The organism is Arthrobacter sp. CAN_A212 (genome assembly GCF_015752345.1).
GTDB lineage: Bacteria > Actinomycetota > Actinomycetes > Actinomycetales > Micrococcaceae > Arthrobacter_D.
Genome location: NZ_JADOUT010000007.1, coordinates 54,065 through 72,461 on the forward strand (window position 1 = coordinate 54,065; position 18,397 = coordinate 72,461).

An 18,397-nucleotide genomic window follows, 5' to 3' on the forward strand; every position below is an offset into this window, starting at 1 on the left:
AGGCAACCCAGCGTCATGAGGGCAAATACGAACAGATAGCATTGAGCAGTACTTTCCGACGAAAATAGGGTTTGCTGTAGATGAGAATCGAAGACCTCGCCCCGGGTGCCATGAACCTCGCGCCCATTCAGGTCGAACTAGACCAGTTCACGGTGCCCGTTCCCGGACAGGCTCAAACGTTCCAGGCCCCATTGGGAAAGAACATTCCTCTGGACTTCCTGGTTGTGAATGAAAAGTCGGATGTCTTGGTTGTCGCACTACATGGCGCCACAGACAGGGCCAAATACAAATTGCCTCGGTTTGAATGGCTGAATACCGTCGCCGGAAACGGGTACAGCTCGCTCTATTTTTCGGACCCCACCCTTAAAATGAAAGACGCTTCCTACTTCCAGCTCGCGTGGTATGCAGGTTGGCCAGAAATTGATCTGAACGCAATCATGGCTGAGGTCGTACGTTCGGCCGCAGCCCAACTTGGGTCAAAGCACATCCTAGTTGTCGGTGCATCAGGAGGCGGTTTTGCGGCGCTTCAACTTGCCGCTCGTCTGCCTGACAGCATTGCGGTGTCGCTCAACGGACAAACCGAGATATCTTCCTACCATGTGGATGGTAAGACTGGCGCGCAGCGAGTGTTCATCGACATCCTTGCCCCCTATGCTGCCGACACCAACCTGGAAGTATTCAATAGCCGCACCACCGACTGGACGCTAGCCTTCGGAAACAGACTCTCCGCAATACGCACCTACACCACCCCGGTCCCAAACCGCGCGATCATCGTCCAGAACACCAATGACGCCCACCACTACTACGACCACTACCTGCCAATTAGAAGGGCGATCGAAACGGGAAGAAACGTCGATCGGGTCCGATTCGCCGAATATGCCGGAGCTTCCGCCCATGTGCCGCCACCCCGTGCTACCTTCATGGAACATCTCGCCTCAGCTGAAACATGGAGTAAAAGCCGGTAACCACCCAGGCGGTCAGCGGACTACCGAAGGGTGAAACACTTCTTTTCTCAGTTGTCAGGAGTAATCTCGGCCGCATGGTGCACAAGTTCCACGGCGACAGTTGGGGCCTCCCACCCGGCGCCCGCAATCGGACCCCACCGCTGCAGATCGAGGAAATGGATCCCGCCGTCGTGCACACCGCCGAGGACTCGTCCCACTCTGGGCTGAGCTCGCGTTCCCTGACGGCCGCTCGTCGAGGGCGAAGGCTTTCGCCCGGGCGTGGACCCGGGAGGCGGTCCGCATCCAGAGGGTGGAACACAGCCTTCCTCGCTACGACTGGGGTGGCCGCCGGACAGGTCCGCCGCAGCACGCTAACGGAGATATAGGCTCTGAAGTTTCTGTGTTGTGGATCACGGCAGAACGCGAAATAGTCACTACTAGGCGGAAGCGGATAACGGTCCCAGTGAACAAAAAACCCCGCCGTCCCAAGCGATAGTGCTTGAAAGGGCGGGGTTTCGGTGGTGGGTCCTACCGGGATCGAACCGATGACATCCACGGTGTAAACGTGGCGCTCTACCAGCTGAGCTAAAGACCCAAATGTGTCGGTTGCGGCCCTCGGACCGGCCAACCAACGAGAAATTACTCTACTGGCATTCCCAAGAGAATGCCAATCGCCAGCCGTTGACCGCTACGGCAGGTCGGGCAGTCCCTCGGCCAGGTAAGTGAGCGCTTCCGAGACCCCGAGATTGACCAGCATGGTGGCCAGATCATCTCCGCGGGTGGTCCCCCGGTTAATGATCACCACTGGCTTGCCGAGCTTTGCAGCGTGCCTGACGAAACGCAGTCCGCTCATCACGGTCAGTGATGATCCAGCTACCAGCAACGCATCGCCGGAGTCCACCATCTCGTAGGCCTTCGCTACCCGGTCCTTCGGCACGTTCTCCCCGAAGTACACAAAATCCGGCTTCAGCATGCCACCGCAGTTGGGGCACGGGGCCATCACAAAGTCGCCCGTGTCGTCGACGTCGGCATCGGCGTCGGGCGCTACGTCACCCGCGTTCGATTCTCGCTCCAGATAGCCGGGGTTCAGGTCCTCCAGCAGCACCGCTATCTCGGACCGGCTGTAGCTCCTCGCGCACTGCAGGCAGACGACCCGATCGTAGGTCCCGTGCAGGTCGATAACCTGGTCACTGCCAGCCGCCGAGTGGAGCCGGTCCACATTCTGGGTGATCAGTCCGGAGAGAAGCCCCCGGGATTCGAGCGACGCCAGGGCATGATGACCAGGGTTGGGGTCGGCGTGACGGAGGTGGTGCCAGCCCACGTGGTTGCGTGCCCAGTACCGACGCCGCAGCCCCTCGTCCCCGACGAACTGTTGGTAGGTCATGGGGTTGCGGGGGACCGACTGGGGTCCGCGGTAATCCGGAATGCCGGAGTCGGTGCTCAGCCCGGCCCCGGTCAGGACGGCGAGGCGGTGGCCGCCCAGCAGCCTCACCACCTCCGCGACCCGGTTGCGTTGCTCGGGGCTGAAGGCGGAGGCGTTCACCACCGGTTCGCCACTGGCGAATCCGGTCAGACCGAGGCCAGGCGGTGTGGCTGCTCCGCCAGCTTGCTCGGGTGTCACGATAGCGGCCCGACGCGGTTTTCCCGCGTGGAAAGTTTGGTCAGCGCCGCTCGATATTCCTCAAGTGGGCGGGGGTGGCCGAGCTCGGCACGAAAGGTGTCAACAATTTGGCCCTGCGCATCAATGAGGTAGGTGGCTCGTTCCGCGTAGCCTCGGCTGGTGTCGAAAGCACCGTATCGGGCTGCGACGTCGCCGTGGGGCCAGAAGTCGGCCAGCAGGTCGAAGGTGAAGCCCTGGTCCTCGGCGTACGCGCGCAGGGTGTATTTGGAGTCGACTGACACGGCGAGGAGTCGCACGCCGTCGTCGTCGAACAATGCAAGGTTGTCACGGAGTTCGCAGAGTTCGCCGGTGCAGACACCCGAAAAAGCGAAGGGATAGAACACCACGGCGACGGGCGTTCCGCTCAGATCACTCAGGCGGACCGTCTCACCAAACTGGTTGGACAGGGCAAAATCAGGTGCCGGCTCACCTCTCAGTGGGAGCCCGCTCATGCTAACTTTTCCGTCGGCTGACCAATCGGGTGGCAGCCCAGTCCTTGGAGACACCGGCCGACGACGTCGCGTGCAGACCGGCGGTCGGAGCGGCTTCCTGGATAATCGATGGGGCGACATAGCCGGTGCGGCCTGACTTGGGCGTGAGGACCCACACGGTGCCGCCTTCGTCGAGGCAGGTGAGTGAGTCAACGAGTGCATCCACGAGGTCGCCGTCGTCGTTGCGCCACCAGAGCAGCACGCCGTCCACAACGTCCTGGTCCTCTTCAGTGAGCAGTTCAGACCCGGTTTCATCCTCGAGGGTTGCGCGGAAGTCGAAATCCACATCCTCGTCGTAGCCGAGTTCCTGAAGCAGGTCCCCGTCCTTGAAACCCAACTTGCCCGCCACGGTATCCGTTGTGGCGGCTTCGGCCTCGCTCACTGTTTTCCTCCCGAAAGACTGTGGGCCACTTTTGACAGCGGATCCACTCGTTACGTTGATATGCATTATGACCAGCCAACACCTTTAAACGGCATCCATCAAGCCAGCAGGTCTCCCAAGCGAATCCGCGGTCGCATATGTACACCATATAGTGCGGAAACAGCCGGAAATACCTGCCCGGACGCGCCCGTCGGATCGATCCACGACGAATCCGCCAATTACCGCCGAGAGCGGAAACCTGTCACCTACCCGGTCCCCACTACGCATCTCCGACGCGTCGCGGCTAGAGTTACCAAAGTGAATTGTCACGATCCTTACGATCTTGGGGTCGTGGCCACAGACAGGCTGCGGAGCATCGTTCCGTTGCGTCAGTTGTAAGCATCGTAGACATCATCTGCGGAGTGGGAGAGGTTTGGCGTGGCTGTAGAGCAAGGTGGACCGGAAATTCTTAGTAATTTGACCGGCGGAACCGACGGTGACCCGGAGGAAACAGCCGAGTGGATTGAGTCACTCGATGAGCTGATCCGGGTTCAGGGCACTGAGCGGGCGCAGTTCATCATGCGTTCGCTGTTGCAGCGCGCCGGTGCCCGCAGCGTCGGTGTGCCTATGGTGACAACCACCGACTACGTCAACACCATTCCGGCGGACCAGGAACCAGACTTCCCGGGTGACGAGGAGATCGAGCGGAAGTTCCGCGCCTGGATGCGCTGGAACGCAGCCGTCATGGTGCACCGCGCGCAGCGCCCCGAGATTGGCGTGGGCGGCCACATTTCCACCTATGCGGGAGCCGCGACGCTCTACGAGGTGGGCTTCAACCACTTTTTCCGGGGCAAGGACCATCCAGGCGGCGGCGACCAGATCTTCTATCAGGGCCACGCCTCCCCCGGCATGTATGCCAGGGCGTTCCTTGAGGGACGCCTCACCGAGGAGGACCTCGATGGGTTCCGTCAGGAGAAGTCGAAGGAAGGCCACGCGCTTTCCTCCTACCCGCATCCTCGGCTGATGCCCAAGTTCTGGGAATTCCCGACCGTGTCGATGGGGATCGGCCCGATGAACGCGATCTACCAGGCGCAGTCCAACCGCTACCTTCACAACCGTGGCATCAAGGACACCTCCGACCAGCAGGTCTGGGCCTTCCTAGGCGACGGCGAAATGGACGAGCCGGAATCGCGCGGCCTGCTCCAACTCGCAGCCAACGAACGCCTGGATAACCTGAACTTCGTCATCAACTGCAACCTGCAGCGCCTCGACGGTCCGGTGCGCGGCAACGGCAAAATCATGCAGGAACTGGAGGCCTTCTTCAGGGGCGCCGGTTGGAACGTCATCAAGGTGGTCTGGGGCCGCGAGTGGGACGAGCTGCTGGAGAAGGATGAGGATGGTTCCCTGGTGGGAATCATGAACTCCACGCCCGACGGCGACTACCAGACCTACAAGGCCGAGTCCGGTGGGTTTGTTCGCGAGCACTTCTTCGGCAAGACCCCACAGACCAAGGAAATGGTCGCCGACTTCAGCGACGACAAGGTGTGGAAGCTCAAGCGCGGTGGGCATGATTACCGCAAGGTGTACGCCGCCTATAAGGCCGCCACCGAGTTCAAGGGGAAACCGACCGTCATTCTCGCGAAGACGGTGAAGGGTTACGGGTTGGGCCCTCATTTCGAGGGGCGCAACGCCACTCACCAGATGAAGAAGCTCACCTCGGATGACCTCAAGGCATTCAGGGACCACCTGCGCATCCCCATCACGGACGAGCAGATCGACGACGACCTGTACAACCCGCCGTACTACCACCCCGGCGAGGACGCCCCGGAGATCAAGTACCTGCTGGAACGCCGCAAGGCGCTTGGCGGCTTCGTACCCGAGCGTCGCAACAAGCACACTGACGTCACCCTGCCCGGGGACAAGGCGTACGAAGTGGCTAAGCGTGGCTCCGGCAAGCAGATGGCTGCCACCACGATGGCTTTCGTGCGGCTGTTGAAAGACCTGATGCGGGACAAGGAGTTCGGGAAGCGAATTGTCCCGATCATCCCCGACGAGGCCCGCACCTTCGGGATGGACTCATTCTTCCCGACGGCGAAGATCTACAACCCGAACGGCCAGAACTATCTGTCCGTGGACCGGGACCTGGTCCTTGCGTACAAGGAATCCGTCGAAGGGCAGATCCTGCACGCCGGCATCAACGAGGCCGGATCGGTGGCAGCGTTCACCGCCGCCGGCACGTCCTACGCCACCCACGGTGAACCGCTGATCCCCGTCTACGTGTTCTACTCGATGTTCGGCTTCCAGCGCACCGGCGACTCCTACTGGGCCGCCGCCGACCAGATGACCCGCGGGTTCATCATCGGGGCCACCGCTGGCCGCACCACGCTCACCGGCGAGGGACTGCAGCACGCGGACGGCCACTCACCGCTGTTGGCCTCCACCAACCCCGCCGTGGTCACCTATGACCCGGCCTACGGCTACGAAATTGGCCACATTATGCGTGACGGCCTGAACCGGATGTACGGCGAAGGTTCTGACGACCGCAATCTGATGTACTACATCACCGTCTACAACGAGCCGATCCTGCAGCCGAAAGAGCCGGAAGAACTCGACGTCGAAGGCCTCCTCAAGGGCATCTATCTGGTCTCCCCTGCGAAGATTGACGGCCCGCGGACCCAGATCCTCGCATCGGGTGTCTCGGTACCATGGGCGCTCGATGCGCAGCGGATCCTCGCCGAGGACTGGGGTGTCTCGGCCGATGTCTGGTCGGTCACCTCGTGGACCGAACTGCGCCGCGACGGACTGGCCGCCGAGGAAGAAGCGTTCCTCAACCCATCCGGTGACGCCCGCGTGCCGTTCATCACCCAGCAGCTCGAAGGCGCCACCGGCCCGATCGTTGCCGTGACCGACTACATGAAGGCCGTCCCGGACCAGGTACGCCAGTTCCTGCCGAACGAATTCGCCACCCTCGGGGCGGACGGCTTCGGCTTCTCCGACACCCGGGCGGCAGCACGTCGGTTCTTCAAGATCGACAGCCACTCAGTGGTGGTACGGGCACTGGAAATGTTGGCACGCCGCGGCGAGGTGGACGCCAGTGCGCCCGCCGACGCGATCGACAAGTACAAGCTCCTCGACGTCAACGCCGGCACCACCGGAAACACCGGCGGGGACAGCTAGGCTCTAGGCACTCGTTGCCAGAAACTGCCCTGAGGGTCAGGTTCGCCGGTTGCAACCGGCGTAGCTGACTCTTGGGGCAGTTTCTCTTTGGGGAGTGAGAGGTACTCGGCGTGTTTGTAGCCTCTACACAAATGGAGCCGGATAGCGCTTCGGACGTATGCTCGTGGAATGCCTGTGTCCGAACGCCCGTTTCCGCCCAGTTTCCGCAGGACCCAGATCCCGGTGGCCGACCCTGACACGGTGGAGCGGCTGCAAGCCAAGATTGGCGCCCTCTCCACCGCCACCCTCCAGCAACTGGACGCCTCCCTCCCCTGGTACCGCAGCCTGCGGGCGGATGAGCGCTCGGCGTTGGGCCTGGTGGCACAAAAGGGCATCGCCTCGTTTGTGAACTGGTACCAACGGCCGGTGTCACCGGCGTGGGTTCTCAGCGATGTCTTCGGGACCGCACCGACGGAGCTCACCCGCTCCATCAGCCTCCAGAAAGCGCTGCAGCTGATCCGCGTGGTGGTGCAGGTGGTCGAGGATCGTGTTCCCGACCTCGCGGCCGACGCCGACCAGGGCGCCCTCCGCGAAGCCGTGCTGCGCTATTCCCGGGAAGTCGCCTTCGCCGCCGCCGATGTCTACGCCCGTGCAGCCGAGACCCGCGGATCCTGGGACACCCGGCTGGAAGCGCTGGTAGTGGACGCGATCCTACGCGGCGAAAGCTCGGACGCCCTGCGTTCCCGGATCGCCGCGGTGGGCTGGAAATCGCAGGCCCGGATCACGGTGATGGTCGGCAGCTCGCCGCCGGAACCAAACGCAATGTTCCTCAATGAGCTGCGCCGGACCACCGACCGGATCGCCGAAGACACCCTGGTGGGCATCCAGGGTGACCGGCTGATCCTGGTGCTCGGTGGAGTGGAAAACACCGAGAGCACTTACAGCCGTCTGAGCGACCTCTTCGGCCAGGGCCCGGTGGTGTACGGTCCGGAATCAGAGTCACTGGTCGCGGCCAGCAGTTCGGCACAGGCGGCGTTCGCCGGGCTGACGGCAGCCCGCGCCTGGCCCGCAGCCCCCCGGCCAGTCGCCGCCGACGATCTCTGGCCGGAGCGGGTCATCTCCGGGGACGATACCGCCAGAAAAGCCCTCATCCGGAACATCTACCGCCCCCTCGTCGGAGCCTCCAACGGCCTCGAAGAAACGCTGTCCGCCTACCTGAACCTGGGCCACTCCCTCGAAGCAACCTCCCGCGCCCTCTTCGTTCACGCAAACACCGTCAGGTACCGGCTCCGGCGCGTCTGCGACATCACCGGCTGGGATCCGCTCCTCCCCCGCGAAGCCTTCGTCCTGCAAACCGCACTGGTGGTCGGCCGGCTCAGCCAGCCCGCCCAGGCCCCGTCAGAGCGGCCTGCTACTCGTCCGTAACCCCTGCCTTCGTTGTAGACTTCCTACAAAGCGGCCTCCGGAGCTTCGTGCACCGGAATACCCAACAATCACCTAGCAGTTTGGAAAGCTTGATACGTGCTTGCAATTGTCTGCCCCGGTCAGGGGTCCCAAACGCCCGGTTTCTTGAGCCCCTGGTTGGAACTCCCAGGCGTCCCTAAGCATCTCGAATCCCTCAGCGAACAGGCCGGGCTGGACCTGATCCGTCACGGCACCGTCTCGGACGAGGAAACGATCAAGGACACTGCCGTGGCGCAGCCCCTGATCGTTGCCGCCGGATTGGTGACCGCCCGGGTGCTGCTGGGTAACCGTCCGATGACGGCGGCCACGGTGGTGGCAGGCCATTCGGTCGGCGAGGTTACGGCGTCGGCGATTGCCGGTGCGTTGTCCGAACAGGATGCGGCAACCTTTGTCCGGGTCCGCGCCACCGCCATGGCCGAAGCGGGAGCAGCAGTGCCCACTGGGATGAGCGCCATTCTGGGCGGCGCTCCCGACGACGTCGCCGAGGTGCTTGCCCGCCATGGCCTGACCCCGGCGAACGCCAATGGGGGTGGGCAGGTTGTCGCCGCCGGGACCCTGGACCAGCTGGCTGCACTCACGGCCGATCCCCCCGCCAAAGCGAGGGTCATCCCACTGAAGGTTGCTGGCGCCTTCCACACCCACCACATGAGCCCCGCCGTAGCGGCGCTGCATGAGTTGCGGCCCACGCTCACCCCCCGTGATCCGGTAGCCACCCTGCTGTCGAACTACGACGGCGCACCGGTAACCACCGGCGACGGAAACCTGGACAGCCTGATCGCCCAGGTGTCGCGACCGGTCCGGTGGGACCTCTGCATGGCCCAGCTGGAGCAGATGGGCGTTTCGGGGGTTGTCGAATTGTCGCCGGCGGGAACCCTAACGGGATTGATGAAGCGCGGAATGCGCGGCACACCCACATTGGCCGTAAAATCGCCTGAGGATCTGGATGCTGCCGCTGCCTTCATCGAAGAGCACTCACGCACCCCGGACCCGGTCATTTCCCCCATTGCAGAAGGACACTAGTGAACGCCCCGGTCATGAAGCAAGCTCCGCTACGCGAGCACACCCGCATCCACGGCATCGGCGTATTCCGACCCGACGTCATTGTCACCAACGAAGATGTCTGCCAGTGGATTGACTCCTCTGACGAATGGATCCGGCAGCGGACCGGGATTGTTACTCGGCACCGCGCCGACCGCGACACCAGCGTGATCGACATGGCGGAGGCCGCGGCGCGGTCGGCGCTGACGAACGCCGGGATCGACGCAGCACAGCTGAGCGCCGTCCTCGTGTCGACCGTGACCCACCCCTATGCCACTCCCTCGGCCGCCGCCCAGCTGACGGACCGCCTCGGAGCCACCCCGGCGCCGGCCTATGACATTTCCGCAGCCTGCGCCGGGTATTGCTATGGCATTGCCCAGGCAGACGCGATGGTGCACGCCGGGACCGCCGAGTACGTTCTGGTGGTCGGCGTCGAAAAGCTGTCCGACTTCATCGACAACGCTGACCGAACCATCTCCTTCATCCTCGGGGACGGTGCGGGCGCCGTGGTGATCGGCCCGGCGGAGAGCGCCGGCATCGGACCGTCAGTGTGGGGCTCGGATGGCAGCAAGCACCAGGCCATCCGCATGTCCCACTCGCTGCTGGACATCCGCGACGCCGAGCTCGCTTCGGTAGGGGCCGTCGGCGGATCCCTCGAAGACACGCCGAAAGCTTCTTGGCCCACCATGCGCCAGGACGGGCAGACGGTCTTCAGGTGGGCGGTCTGGGAAATGGCAAAGGTCGCCCAGGAGGCGCTGGACGCAGCAGGCGTCACGGCCGAGGACCTGGTGGCATTCGTGCCGCACCAGGCGAACATCCGCATCATCGACGAGATGGTCAAACAGCTGAAGCTTCCCGACCATGTGGAAGTGGCACGCGATATCGTTGACGCTGGAAACACCTCGGCCGCTTCCATTCCACTTGCCATGCACCGCATGCTGCAGGAACACCCTCAGCTGAGCGGGGGCCTCGCCCTACAGATCGGTTTTGGTGCCGGACTGGTGTTCGGCGCACAGGTGGTCGTACTTCCCTAGTTTTTCCCAAGCCAAACCGTCAACCGCGGTTTGATTAACCATGCCGGGTCTTTGATCCGGCTTGACAAGAAAAGGAGCCATCCATGGCTAGCAACGAAGAAATCCTGGCCGGCTTGGCCGAAATCGTCAACGAGGAAACCGGGCTTGCACCAGAGTCGGTCGAGATGGACAAGTCGTTCACCGACGACCTGGACATCGACTCCATCTCGATGATGACCATCGTGGTCAACGCCGAAGAGAAGTTCGGCGTTCGGATTCCCGACGAAGAGGTCAAGAACCTGAAGACCGTTGGCGACGCCGTCAACTTCATTTCCGGCGCGCAGGCCTAGATCCTTTTGGCTCCGTGGCCGCCAGCACCAGTAGGCGCTGGCGGCCACGGAGGAGCCAACCCGCACGTTCCACAGCTACACCCCACGTTTTAGAGAGTGAACCATGGCACGCAAAGTAGTGATCACCGGACTGGGCGCGACGACGCCGATTGGCGGCGACGTCCCCACCATGTGGAAGAACGCCCTGAAGGGTGTCTCCGGTGCTCGAACCATCGAAGCCGACTGGGTCCAGGAATACGAACTGCCCGTGACCTTCGCCGCGCAGGTCACCACACCAGCCAGCGAGGTCCTCTCACGAGTTGAAGCCAAGCGCATGGATCCCTCCACGCAGTTCGCGGTCATCGCAGCCCGCGAAGCCTGGCGGGATTCCGGCCTTGAAGAAATTGACCACGACCGGTTTGCAGTTGCCTTTGCTACCGGCATCGGCGGCGTCTGGACGCTCCTGGACGCCTGGGACACCCTGCGCGCCAAGGGACCCCGCCGGGTCCTTCCCATGACTGTGCCCATGCTGATGCCCAACGGTCCGGCCGCAGCCGTGAGCCTTGATCTGGGTGCCCGGGCCGGAGCCCACACTCCGGTGTCCGCATGCGCCTCGGGTACCGAGGCCCTGCACCAGGGCCTGGAGCTGATCCGGTCCGGCAAGGCCGACGTCGTGATGTGTGGCGGCGCCGAAGCGGCGATCCACCCGATGCCCATTGCCGCGTTTGCGTCAATGCACGCGCTGTCACGGCGCAATGATGACCCCGAGCACGCGTCCAGGCCCTACGACACGGGCCGCGACGGTTTTGTCATGGGCGAGGGAGCCGGAGCCCTCCTGATCGAGGCCGAAGAGCACGCCCTGGCCCGCGGCGCCCGGATCTACGGCGAACTGGCCGGCACCTCGGTGACCGCTGATGCCTACCACATCACCGCACCGGATCCCGGTGGACTGGGCGCCACCCGCGCCCTCAAGGCGGCAATGTTCGATGCCCGGGTGCAGCCGTCCGATATTTCCCACGTGAACGCGCACGCCACGTCCACGCCGGTGGGCGATAAGCCCGAGTACGTGGCGTTGAAGACCGCCCTCGGATCCCACATCGACAATGTGGCGGTGTCAGCAACCAAGTCGCAGACCGGCCACCTGCTCGGCGCGTCGGGAGCGGTGGAAGCAGTGATGACTGTCCTGGCTGTTTACGATCGCAAGATGCCGGTGACCATCAACCTGGAGAAGCAGGACCCCGACATTCCGCTGGACATTGTGACCACCGAACGCACGCTTCCAGCCGGCGATCTGGTGGCGCTGAGCAATTCGTTCGGGTTCGGCGGGCACAACGCGGTAATCGTGGTCCGCAGCGCCTAGCTCGCGGTCTAATCGCCGCTAGCCAGAAACGACACGGGAGGCGCCGACCCAAAGGGTCGGCGTCTTCCGCGGTTCACATGCTTTTCCAGGTCTTTCTGGCGGATGACGGGTCGGATCGCTGCTGGCAGGAATTAACCGACCTGGTGGAGCCATCGCACGGGAGCACCCTCGGCGGCATGCCTGAAAGGTTCGAGCTCCTCGTCCCAGGATTCTCCGAGTGCCAGCGACAACTCGTGGTACACGGCCGCGGGATCCCCTGCGCCGGTCTCGTAGGCGTACCGAATCCGGTCCTCGGTCACCATGATGTTGCCGTGAACGTCAGTCGTGGCGTGGAAGATGCCCAGCTCGGGAGTGTGCGACCAGCGACCACCGTCGGCTCCGGCGCTTTGCTCTTCAGTGACCTCGTAGCGCAGGTGAGCCCATCCCCGCAGGGCTGATGCCAGCTGGGCGCCGGATCCCTGGGGCCCGACCCACGAGAGTTCGGACCTGAACATGCCGGGTGAAGCGGGCTGAGGGGACCACTCAAGATCGGTTCGTTGATCAATCACCGAACCGATCGCCCACTCGATATGAGGGCATAGCGCAGAAGGGGCTGAGTGAATATACAACACTCCGCGCGCCGTAATACCAGACATTCCATCCTCCATAGCTGTAGGTGCGTCTTCCCCAACGACCTGCAACAGTGAATGGATTCGTCCAAATGTGTCCGCCGACACGGCGGACTACGGTTTATTCTGCCCTACATACCCTCATTGCGCCACTGTAGCTAGCTGATGGCCAACTTGGTCCCGCCCGGAACCGGTCCTCAATCCACCTCGGCCTGCCGTGGGCCTGTCTTGGGTCAGGCTCGCGGATGGGCCTGTTCGTAACTTTTACGGAGCCGGTCGACCGACACATGTGTGTAGATCTGGGTGGTCGCGAGACTGGAGTGTCCCAGGATCTCCTGTACGGCACGCAGATCGGCGCCGCCATCCAGCAGGTGGGTGGCGGTGCTGTGGCGGAGTGCGTGGGGTCCGGTGGCGGAAGTGCCCTGTACCCCAGCGAAGAGCTTCCCTACCGTCGACCGGGCCTGCCGCTGATCCATCCGTCCCCCGCGCTGTCCAAGAAACAGGGCTGGTCCGCTAGTCGATTGAGCCAGTTTGGGGCGTCCGCGTCGGAGCCAGTCATCGAGGGCGTGTGCCGCCGGCAGACCGTAGGGCACCGTCCGTTCCTTGTTGCCTTTGCCGAGGACTCTCAGGGTCCTGCGATCCGGATCGAGGTCATCGATGTCCAGGCCAACCAGCTCGCCTACCCGGATGCCGGTGCCGTAGAGCACTTCCACGAGTGCGATGTTCCGCAGCGCGATCGGGTCGCCGTCCACGGCTGACTTGCGCAGGTTGTCGAAAATGCCGTCCAGCTGTTTGACCGAGAGAATCCCGGGCAGCGTCTTCTCTTTTTTGGGTGCCCGGAGCCGGAGGGCCGGGTTGACCTCGATGAGTTCCTCCCTGACTGCCCAGGCCAGGAAACTGCGCACGGTGGCAGCGCGTCGGGCAATCGTGGACCGGGCCTGGCCGCGTGCATCCATCGTGCCCAACCAACCGCGCAGGTCCGCAAGAGTCAGCTCGTCCAGGCGGGTAACTCCCGCCTCGTGGGCGAAACGAAGCAGCCCGCCGATATCGGTGAGGTAGGCACGCACGGTGTGCGCCGAGCGGTTACGTTCGGCGACCAGATAGGTCCGGTACCGGTCCACGGTTTCGGCGAATGGGTCGGGCGGTTGCTGCATCCTTTCACTGTGCGCCCTGTTGGGCCGATCCTCAAGGAGGCGCTCCGCCGCTTCCATCGGCGGCTTGCGCTCAGGCCGCGGGTCGGACTGAATCACCTGCCTCGAGGTCAAGGAGGAATCGCTTGACGGCCGCGCCCGCCGAATAGCCGGTGACCGCACCGGATGAGCTGACCACCCTGTGCCCCGGGATGATGATCGCCAGCGGATTCACCCGGATGGCAGTGCCGATGGCGCGTCCCATCAACGGGTTGCCAAGTTGCACGGCGAGTTCTTTGTAGCTGCGGGTTTCGCCATAGGGAATGGCGAGGACAGCCGCCCAGACCCGTTGCTGGAAATCTGTCCCGTTCGCCTGGACCGGAAGGCTGAAGGTCCGGCGTTTGCCCGCGAAGTACGCGCGGAACTGGTCCTCCGCGCGGTCAAAGGTCCCGGCGTCGGCCAATAGATTCGCTGCAGTGGGCGTTTCACCGACTCCGCCCGACGGCCCTGAAATCTTCGCGAACGGAACACCGACGGCGGAGGGGATCGGGGGCGGATTGTGCACCTCATGGTAAACGGCGGTGAGCGTTCCTTGGTCGACGACGAGCAGGAGCTTACCGGCTGCCGTGGCCATGAACCTGTGCGACTTCATCAGGGGTTTCCTTTCTACTGGTTCTTACGGTGGGTGTTCTTCCGACGCCAACCGCCGTCGTCGGAGCGTTCTGCGAGGCCTCCGAACTCCAGCCGGCTCAGTCCCGCCAGGACGCCGCGGATGCTCAGGCCGGCCACTGAGGCTAGTTTGTCGACGCTGGTGGTTGCCCGCACGGGGAGGGCATCCAGCAGGAGAAGGTCTTCGACGCCGAGCCCATCATGGACGGCAGGGGTTGTCTCGGGCTCGGGCACCAGGGCAATGCCGATCGGCCCGGCGAGTTCGGCGATCTCCGCAGCATCCGTGACACACACGGCGCTCCCCTCCCGCAGGAGCCGGTGGCATCCCGCCGAGTTCGCTGAGTGCACCGACCCTGGAACGGCTCCCACCGCCCGGCCCAGACCCGCTGCATGATGCGCAGTGTTCAGGGCCCCCGACCGCCAGCGTGCCTCGACCACGACAGTCACTCCGCAGAGTGCTGCTATCAATCTGTTACGTTGCAAAAACCTCCAACGTGTCGGGGAGGAGCCGGGCGGCACCTCGGCGACCAGCAGTCCACGGCGGGCGGTTTCCCGCAGAAGCTGTTCGTTGCCGGCCGGGTAGTAGCGGTCGATGCCGCACGCCGTTACGCCGATGGTGGGTACCTGACGGCCCTCCCCTGCTGCGGCTAGGGCGGAACGGTGCGCTTGTGCATCAATGCCGTAGGCTCCACCGGACACTACCGTGTACCCACGGGTCACCAAGCCTGCCGCGAGTTCTCCGGTCACGGTCGCGCCGTAGGCGGTGCTGTCGCGCGAGCCGACGACCGCGACCATCCGGCTGAGCTCCGGGATGCCTGGTGCCAGCGCGCCGCGCACCCACAGGCAGGTCGGCGCGGAGAGTTGCAGGTCGTCCAGCGCCGCTGGCCATAGGTCACTCTCGGGTGTCACCAACACGCCGCCAAGCCGGCCGAGGGTTGCGAGGTCCCGTTCGGGGGCTAGATCCGCCACTCTCGGCTTCCAGCGGTCCAGTGCCTCCTGCAGGGCGTGGGGCCGGTTATTGAATCCATTGGATACCAGCAGTCCGGCGATCTCTCCGTCCACGACCGCACCGGCAGAGATCTGGCCGCTGGCGATCCGTAGTGCATCGAGTGGTCCGACGGCGGCTGTCAGCGCAAGGCCCACGCTGTCTGAAGGCTCGAACAGCCGTGACAGAGCAGCCCTTGCGATCATTCTGGGGTCCGTGGAAACTGTCATGGGGAGCTCTCCTGAAGCCGCAGGTTGAGCGCAATATCAACGTCGTCGCTCGAGGGCGAGGTACGGCCGCCGAGATCGGCGAGGGTCCAGGCCACGCGCAATACCCGGTCGTGTCCGCGCATGGTGAGGGTTTCGTTCTGCATGGCCCGGTCAACCGGTGCCGTGACGGCCCGGGACAGTTTGAGTCCGCCATTCAACACGGCCGAGGACATCTCAGCGTTGGTGCTGGCTCCCCACTTCTCCAGCCGTTCCCGCTGAGCGGCACGGGCGGCCGCCACCCGTGCAGCGACGGTCTTCGATGATTCGGCGGCGGAGGCGTCGTAGTAATCGGTCACGGACACGCGGGAGACCGCAAGCTGAAGATCGACCCGGTCGAGGAGGGGTTGCGACAGACGATTGAAGTACCGGCGGCGTTGCTCAGCGGTGCACACGCAGTCGATTCCCTTGCCGCTCGCCAGTCCACAGGGGCATGGGTTCAGAGCCATCACCAGCTGGAACCGGGCGGGGTAGGACGCGGTGCCCGCCGAACGGTGAAGGATCAGTTCGCCGCTTTCCAGGGGTTCCCGCAGGGCTTCCAGGACGCCACGCTGGTACTCAGGTGCCTCGTCGAGGAAGAGCACGCCTCGATGGGCTCGTGAGGCGGAGCCGGGCCGCGGTATTCCACTGCCTCCACCGATGATCGCCGCAGTCGACGACGTGTGGTGCGGGCTTTCAAACGGAGGTCGGCGCTGCAGGCCATTACAGGGGAGCACCTTTCCGAGGGAGTGGATCGCTGTTACCTCGATGGCTTCCTCATCCGTGAGGTCCGGAAGTATTCCGGGCATGCGCTCCACGAGCATCGTTTTCCCCGCCCCCGGCGGGCCCATCATCATCATGTGGTGGGCGCCCGCGGCCGCGATCTCCACGGCAAACCGGGCAGTGGATTGTCCGGCGATGTCGGCCATGTCCTTCGGCGCTGCGGGGATACTGCGGGCGGGTGCGCTGACCGCTGGCACCGGATCGGTTGCGACGTCAGGAAGAAGGACCTTCGTCGGGTCCGCACCAAAGGCGAGCAAGACATCGGCCAGACTTGCGAAGGCCCTCACCGTCGCCTGCGGCACCAGCGCCGCCTCACCCTCATTTCCGGTTGCGACCACGAACCGGGTGTGTCCGGCTTTCACTCCAGCCATCACCGCAGGAAGCACTCCGCTGACCGGACGAAGTCTGCCATCAAGTCCGACTTCGGCAATGAACACGGTGTCCTCGCAGCGGCGCACATCTCCTGCCGCTGCCAGCGCCGCCATCACGATCGCCAGATCGAAGCTTGAGCCCCGTTTGTGCAGGGACGCCGGGATGAGGTTCACGGTAATCTTGCGGCGACTCAGTGGCAGCCCTGCGTTGCGCGCGGCGGCCCTGATCCGCTCCCGGGCCTCGTTCAGCGACGCGTCCGGCAGCCCCAGGATCACGAACGCTGGCAGGGTCTGCCCGATGTCGGCTTCCACTTCGACGATGTAGCCGTTCAGGCCTACCAAAGACACCGCGTAGGTGCGTCCCAGTGCCATCAGCTCACCGCTTTGAGGTATTCAAGCCGGGGTTCGCCGGTGCCGTCGTCGACCACAGCGACCGCATCCACGCGGATCTCTGAAAACCGCAACTCGTGGGCTTCCGCCCACATCGCGCCCAGCAGGTAAAGCCTCCGGAGCTTGACCGAACTGATGCCCTCCAAGGGGTGGCCAAAATTCAGTGAAGACCGGGTCTTTACCTCCACCACCACCAGCACCGAGCCCTCGATCGCCACCAGATCAATCTCCCCCAGCGGACACCGCCAGTTGCGGTCGACCAGGTGCAGACCAGTGCCCTCAAGGTAGGACGCGGCCAGCGCCTCTCCCCTACGTCCCAGACTGTCCTTCGCCAGCATCCCAACACCTCCGGTACCAGCCTGCTACGGCCAGCACCGAAGACATTCGCAAACCCTGGCTATGTGCGAAACGTCAGCGGCACCCGCCCTGTGGAGAGCGAGTGCCGCTGGGATGACCCTGACAGCAAGCAGCGATCAGAATCGCCCACGGGGTGAATCAGAGATCGGCCTCGACCGATGACCTCTCGAGGATCGAGTCAATCTGCCCCATCGCCTGCTTGATGCCCTCCTCCATGCCCATGGCCACCATCTTTTCGAGCTGATCCAAGCTCTCAAAGCTGGACACGGTGGTCATCCGGGTACCGCCGTCCACTGCCTCAAGCGTCACGACGCCGTGGGTGATCCCCATGTCATCCACGGGATTGCCGTTCTCGTCGGCGAAGCCGTCATCGAACTCGAGATGGGTTGGCGGGTTGATGGCGCTGAACTGCCACCATCCGCGGCTCTTGCTACCGTCGGGGCCCGTCATGTAGTACGCCACTTTGCCGCCGGTGACAAAATCATGGTGGTCGAACGTGGCGGGGTAGGTGGGCGGCCCCCACCAGCGTTCGAGCTGCCGCGGGTCTTCCCAGACCTGCCAGAGCCGCTCAACACTCGTAGTAAATTCGGCGACAATCGTGAGGCTGAGTGCCTCGGTGTCTTTACGCGAACTGATTACTGTCATGATGGTGATTTCCCTTCTTCTTCAGCCAGAATGTCGGAAATCCGGTCGACGCGTTGCCGCCAGATGACCTCGTACTCCTCAAGCAGCCGCTGCGCCCTTCTTAACCCGTCGAGATGGACCCGCACAATCTGCTCCCTTCCGCGCTTCTCCTTGGTGACCAACGAGGCGCGTTCCAGCACTGCCACGTGCTTCTGCACCGCGGCGAAACTCATAGCGTAGTGGGCCGCCAACCCGGACACTGAGTAGTCACTGACCAGCGCCCTGGCGAGGATATCCCGTCGGGTCGCATCGGCGAACGCCTGGAACAGGCGGTCCACCTCGGCATCGCTTAAATCATCTACAACCATAAGGTTGTACGTTAGCGAACGCCAGGTTCGCCGTCAAGGGGCCGCGAAGCG

General features: G+C 63.7%; 18 protein-coding genes and 1 tRNA gene. 7 read left to right on the forward strand and 12 right to left on the reverse strand.

What is annotated here, in order from left to right; all coding sequences use genetic code 11:
- The first annotated feature begins 80 nt into the window (after nt 1-80).
- Nucleotides 81-965: an alpha/beta hydrolase gene (locus IWX64_RS07540; RefSeq protein ID WP_196866528.1), complete on the forward strand. Its 885-nt coding sequence runs from the start codon at nt 81-83 to the stop codon at nt 963-965.
- A 498-nt stretch (nt 966-1,463) separates the two neighbouring features.
- Here IWX64_RS07540 and IWX64_RS07545 read toward each other — a convergent pair.
- The 4 genes from IWX64_RS07545 to IWX64_RS07560 form a co-directional block, all read right to left on the reverse strand.
- Nucleotides 1,464-1,539, reverse strand: a tRNA-Val gene (locus tag IWX64_RS07545).
- Between the two features lie 93 nt (nt 1,540-1,632).
- Nucleotides 1,633-2,565 carry an NAD-dependent protein deacetylase gene (locus tag IWX64_RS07550; RefSeq protein WP_334683201.1) on the reverse strand — a complete coding sequence of 311 codons (933 nt, stop codon included), beginning with the start codon at nt 2,563-2,565 and terminating at the stop codon, nt 1,633-1,635.
- On the reverse strand, nt 2,562-3,056 hold the full coding sequence (locus IWX64_RS07555) for a peroxiredoxin (protein WP_196866529.1): 495 nt from the start codon (nt 3,054-3,056) through the stop codon (nt 2,562-2,564). The genes IWX64_RS07550 and IWX64_RS07555 overlap by 4 nt, the downstream gene beginning before the upstream one ends.
- Nucleotide 3,057: 1 nt before the next feature.
- Nucleotides 3,058-3,477, reverse strand: coding sequence for a DUF3052 domain-containing protein (locus IWX64_RS07560; RefSeq protein ID WP_196866530.1), 420 nt, complete (start codon nt 3,475-3,477; stop codon nt 3,058-3,060).
- A gap of 417 nt (nt 3,478-3,894) precedes the next feature.
- On the opposite strand from IWX64_RS07560, the gene aceE reads away from it, so the two are divergent.
- The 6 genes from aceE to fabF all read left to right on the forward strand — a co-directional run bounded on the left by aceE (nt 3,895) and on the right by fabF (nt 11,816).
- Nucleotides 3,895-6,633, forward strand: coding sequence for a pyruvate dehydrogenase (acetyl-transferring), homodimeric type (gene aceE / locus IWX64_RS07565; protein ID WP_196866531.1), 2,739 nt, complete (start codon nt 3,895-3,897; stop codon nt 6,631-6,633).
- A 168-nt stretch (nt 6,634-6,801) separates the two neighbouring features.
- A complete protein-coding gene (locus tag IWX64_RS07570) occupies nt 6,802-8,037 on the forward strand; it encodes a PucR family transcriptional regulator (protein WP_196866532.1) in 1,236 nt (411 codons plus the stop codon).
- 96 nt (nt 8,038-8,133) lie between these two features.
- Entirely contained in the window at nt 8,134-9,096 is a 963-nt protein-coding gene (locus IWX64_RS07575) for an ACP S-malonyltransferase (RefSeq protein ID WP_196866533.1), read from the forward strand.
- 14 nt (nt 9,097-9,110) lie between these two features.
- Nucleotides 9,111-10,148, forward strand: a complete 1,038-nt coding sequence (locus tag IWX64_RS07580; protein WP_245345614.1) for a beta-ketoacyl-ACP synthase III — start codon at nt 9,111-9,113, stop codon at nt 10,146-10,148.
- An 83-nt stretch (nt 10,149-10,231) separates the two neighbouring features.
- On the forward strand, nt 10,232-10,477 hold the full coding sequence (locus IWX64_RS07585) for an acyl carrier protein (protein ID WP_019482900.1): 246 nt from the start codon (nt 10,232-10,234) through the stop codon (nt 10,475-10,477).
- A 103-nt stretch (nt 10,478-10,580) separates the two neighbouring features.
- On the forward strand, nt 10,581-11,816 hold the full coding sequence (gene fabF / locus IWX64_RS07590; RefSeq protein WP_196866535.1) for a beta-ketoacyl-ACP synthase II: 1,236 nt from the start codon (nt 10,581-10,583) through the stop codon (nt 11,814-11,816).
- A gap of 131 nt (nt 11,817-11,947) precedes the next feature.
- Here fabF and IWX64_RS07595 read toward each other — a convergent pair whose 3' ends face one another.
- The 8 genes from IWX64_RS07595 to IWX64_RS07630 form a co-directional block, all read right to left on the reverse strand.
- Nucleotides 11,948-12,451 carry a DUF3145 domain-containing protein gene (locus tag IWX64_RS07595; RefSeq protein ID WP_171587029.1) on the reverse strand — a complete coding sequence of 168 codons (504 nt, stop codon included), beginning with the start codon at nt 12,449-12,451 and terminating at the stop codon, nt 11,948-11,950.
- A gap of 206 nt (nt 12,452-12,657) precedes the next feature.
- Nucleotides 12,658-13,578, reverse strand: coding sequence for a tyrosine recombinase XerC (locus tag IWX64_RS07600; RefSeq protein WP_196866536.1), 921 nt, complete (start codon nt 13,576-13,578; stop codon nt 12,658-12,660).
- A gap of 70 nt (nt 13,579-13,648) precedes the next feature.
- On the reverse strand, nt 13,649-14,206 hold the full coding sequence (locus IWX64_RS07605) for a methylated-DNA--[protein]-cysteine S-methyltransferase (RefSeq protein WP_196866537.1): 558 nt from the start codon (nt 14,204-14,206) through the stop codon (nt 13,649-13,651).
- Nucleotides 14,207-14,220: 14 nt separating this feature from the next.
- The gene (dprA, locus tag IWX64_RS07610; protein WP_196866538.1) at nt 14,221-15,438 is read right to left on the reverse strand and encodes a DNA-processing protein DprA; all 1,218 of its coding nucleotides are present in this window, start codon (nt 15,436-15,438) and stop codon (nt 14,221-14,223) included.
- Nucleotides 15,435-16,979 carry a YifB family Mg chelatase-like AAA ATPase gene (locus IWX64_RS07615; protein ID WP_196866539.1) on the reverse strand — a complete coding sequence of 515 codons (1,545 nt, stop codon included), beginning with the start codon at nt 16,977-16,979 and terminating at the stop codon, nt 15,435-15,437. The genes dprA and IWX64_RS07615 overlap by 4 nt, the downstream gene beginning before the upstream one ends.
- A complete protein-coding gene (locus IWX64_RS07620) occupies nt 16,979-17,335 on the reverse strand; it encodes a YraN family protein (RefSeq protein WP_196866540.1) in 357 nt (118 codons plus the stop codon). The genes IWX64_RS07615 and IWX64_RS07620 overlap by 1 nt, the downstream gene beginning before the upstream one ends.
- A gap of 157 nt (nt 17,336-17,492) precedes the next feature.
- Nucleotides 17,493-17,999 carry an SRPBCC family protein gene (locus IWX64_RS07625; protein WP_196866541.1) on the reverse strand — a complete coding sequence of 169 codons (507 nt, stop codon included), beginning with the start codon at nt 17,997-17,999 and terminating at the stop codon, nt 17,493-17,495.
- Nucleotides 17,996-18,346, reverse strand: a complete 351-nt coding sequence (locus IWX64_RS07630; RefSeq protein WP_196866542.1) for an ArsR/SmtB family transcription factor — start codon at nt 18,344-18,346, stop codon at nt 17,996-17,998. Before IWX64_RS07630 ends, IWX64_RS07625 begins: the two co-directional genes overlap by 4 nt.
- Nucleotides 18,347-18,397: the final 51 nt, after the last annotated feature.

Coding starts and splice junctions, on each gene's coding strand:
- IWX64_RS07605 (WP_196866537.1), bottom strand. CDS start 14,206: ATGAAGTCGCACAGGTTCATGGCCACGGCAGCCGGTAAGCTCCTGCTC.
- IWX64_RS07540 (WP_196866528.1), top strand. CDS start 81: ATGAGAATCGAAGACCTCGCCCCGGGTGCCATGAACCTCGCGCCCATT.
- IWX64_RS07615 (WP_196866539.1), bottom strand. CDS start 16,979: ATGGCACTGGGACGCACCTACGCGGTGTCTTTGGTAGGCCTGAACGGC.
- IWX64_RS07630 (WP_196866542.1), bottom strand. CDS start 18,346: ATGGTTGTAGATGATTTAAGCGATGCCGAGGTGGACCGCCTGTTCCAG.
- IWX64_RS07600 (WP_196866536.1), bottom strand. CDS start 13,578: ATGCAGCAACCGCCCGACCCATTCGCCGAAACCGTGGACCGGTACCGG.
- dprA (WP_196866538.1), bottom strand. CDS start 15,438: ATGACAGTTTCCACGGACCCCAGAATGATCGCAAGGGCTGCTCTGTCA.
- IWX64_RS07585 (WP_019482900.1), top strand. CDS start 10,232: ATGGCTAGCAACGAAGAAATCCTGGCCGGCTTGGCCGAAATCGTCAAC.
- IWX64_RS07625 (WP_196866541.1), bottom strand. CDS start 17,999: ATGACAGTAATCAGTTCGCGTAAAGACACCGAGGCACTCAGCCTCACG.
- IWX64_RS07580 (WP_245345614.1), top strand. CDS start 9,111: ATGAAGCAAGCTCCGCTACGCGAGCACACCCGCATCCACGGCATCGGC.
- IWX64_RS07570 (WP_196866532.1), top strand. CDS start 6,802: ATGCCTGTGTCCGAACGCCCGTTTCCGCCCAGTTTCCGCAGGACCCAG.
- fabF (WP_196866535.1), top strand. CDS start 10,581: ATGGCACGCAAAGTAGTGATCACCGGACTGGGCGCGACGACGCCGATT.
- IWX64_RS07595 (WP_171587029.1), bottom strand. CDS start 12,451: ATGTCTGGTATTACGGCGCGCGGAGTGTTGTATATTCACTCAGCCCCT.
- IWX64_RS07620 (WP_196866540.1), bottom strand. CDS start 17,335: ATGCTGGCGAAGGACAGTCTGGGACGTAGGGGAGAGGCGCTGGCCGCG.
- IWX64_RS07555 (WP_196866529.1), bottom strand. CDS start 3,056: ATGAGCGGGCTCCCACTGAGAGGTGAGCCGGCACCTGATTTTGCCCTG.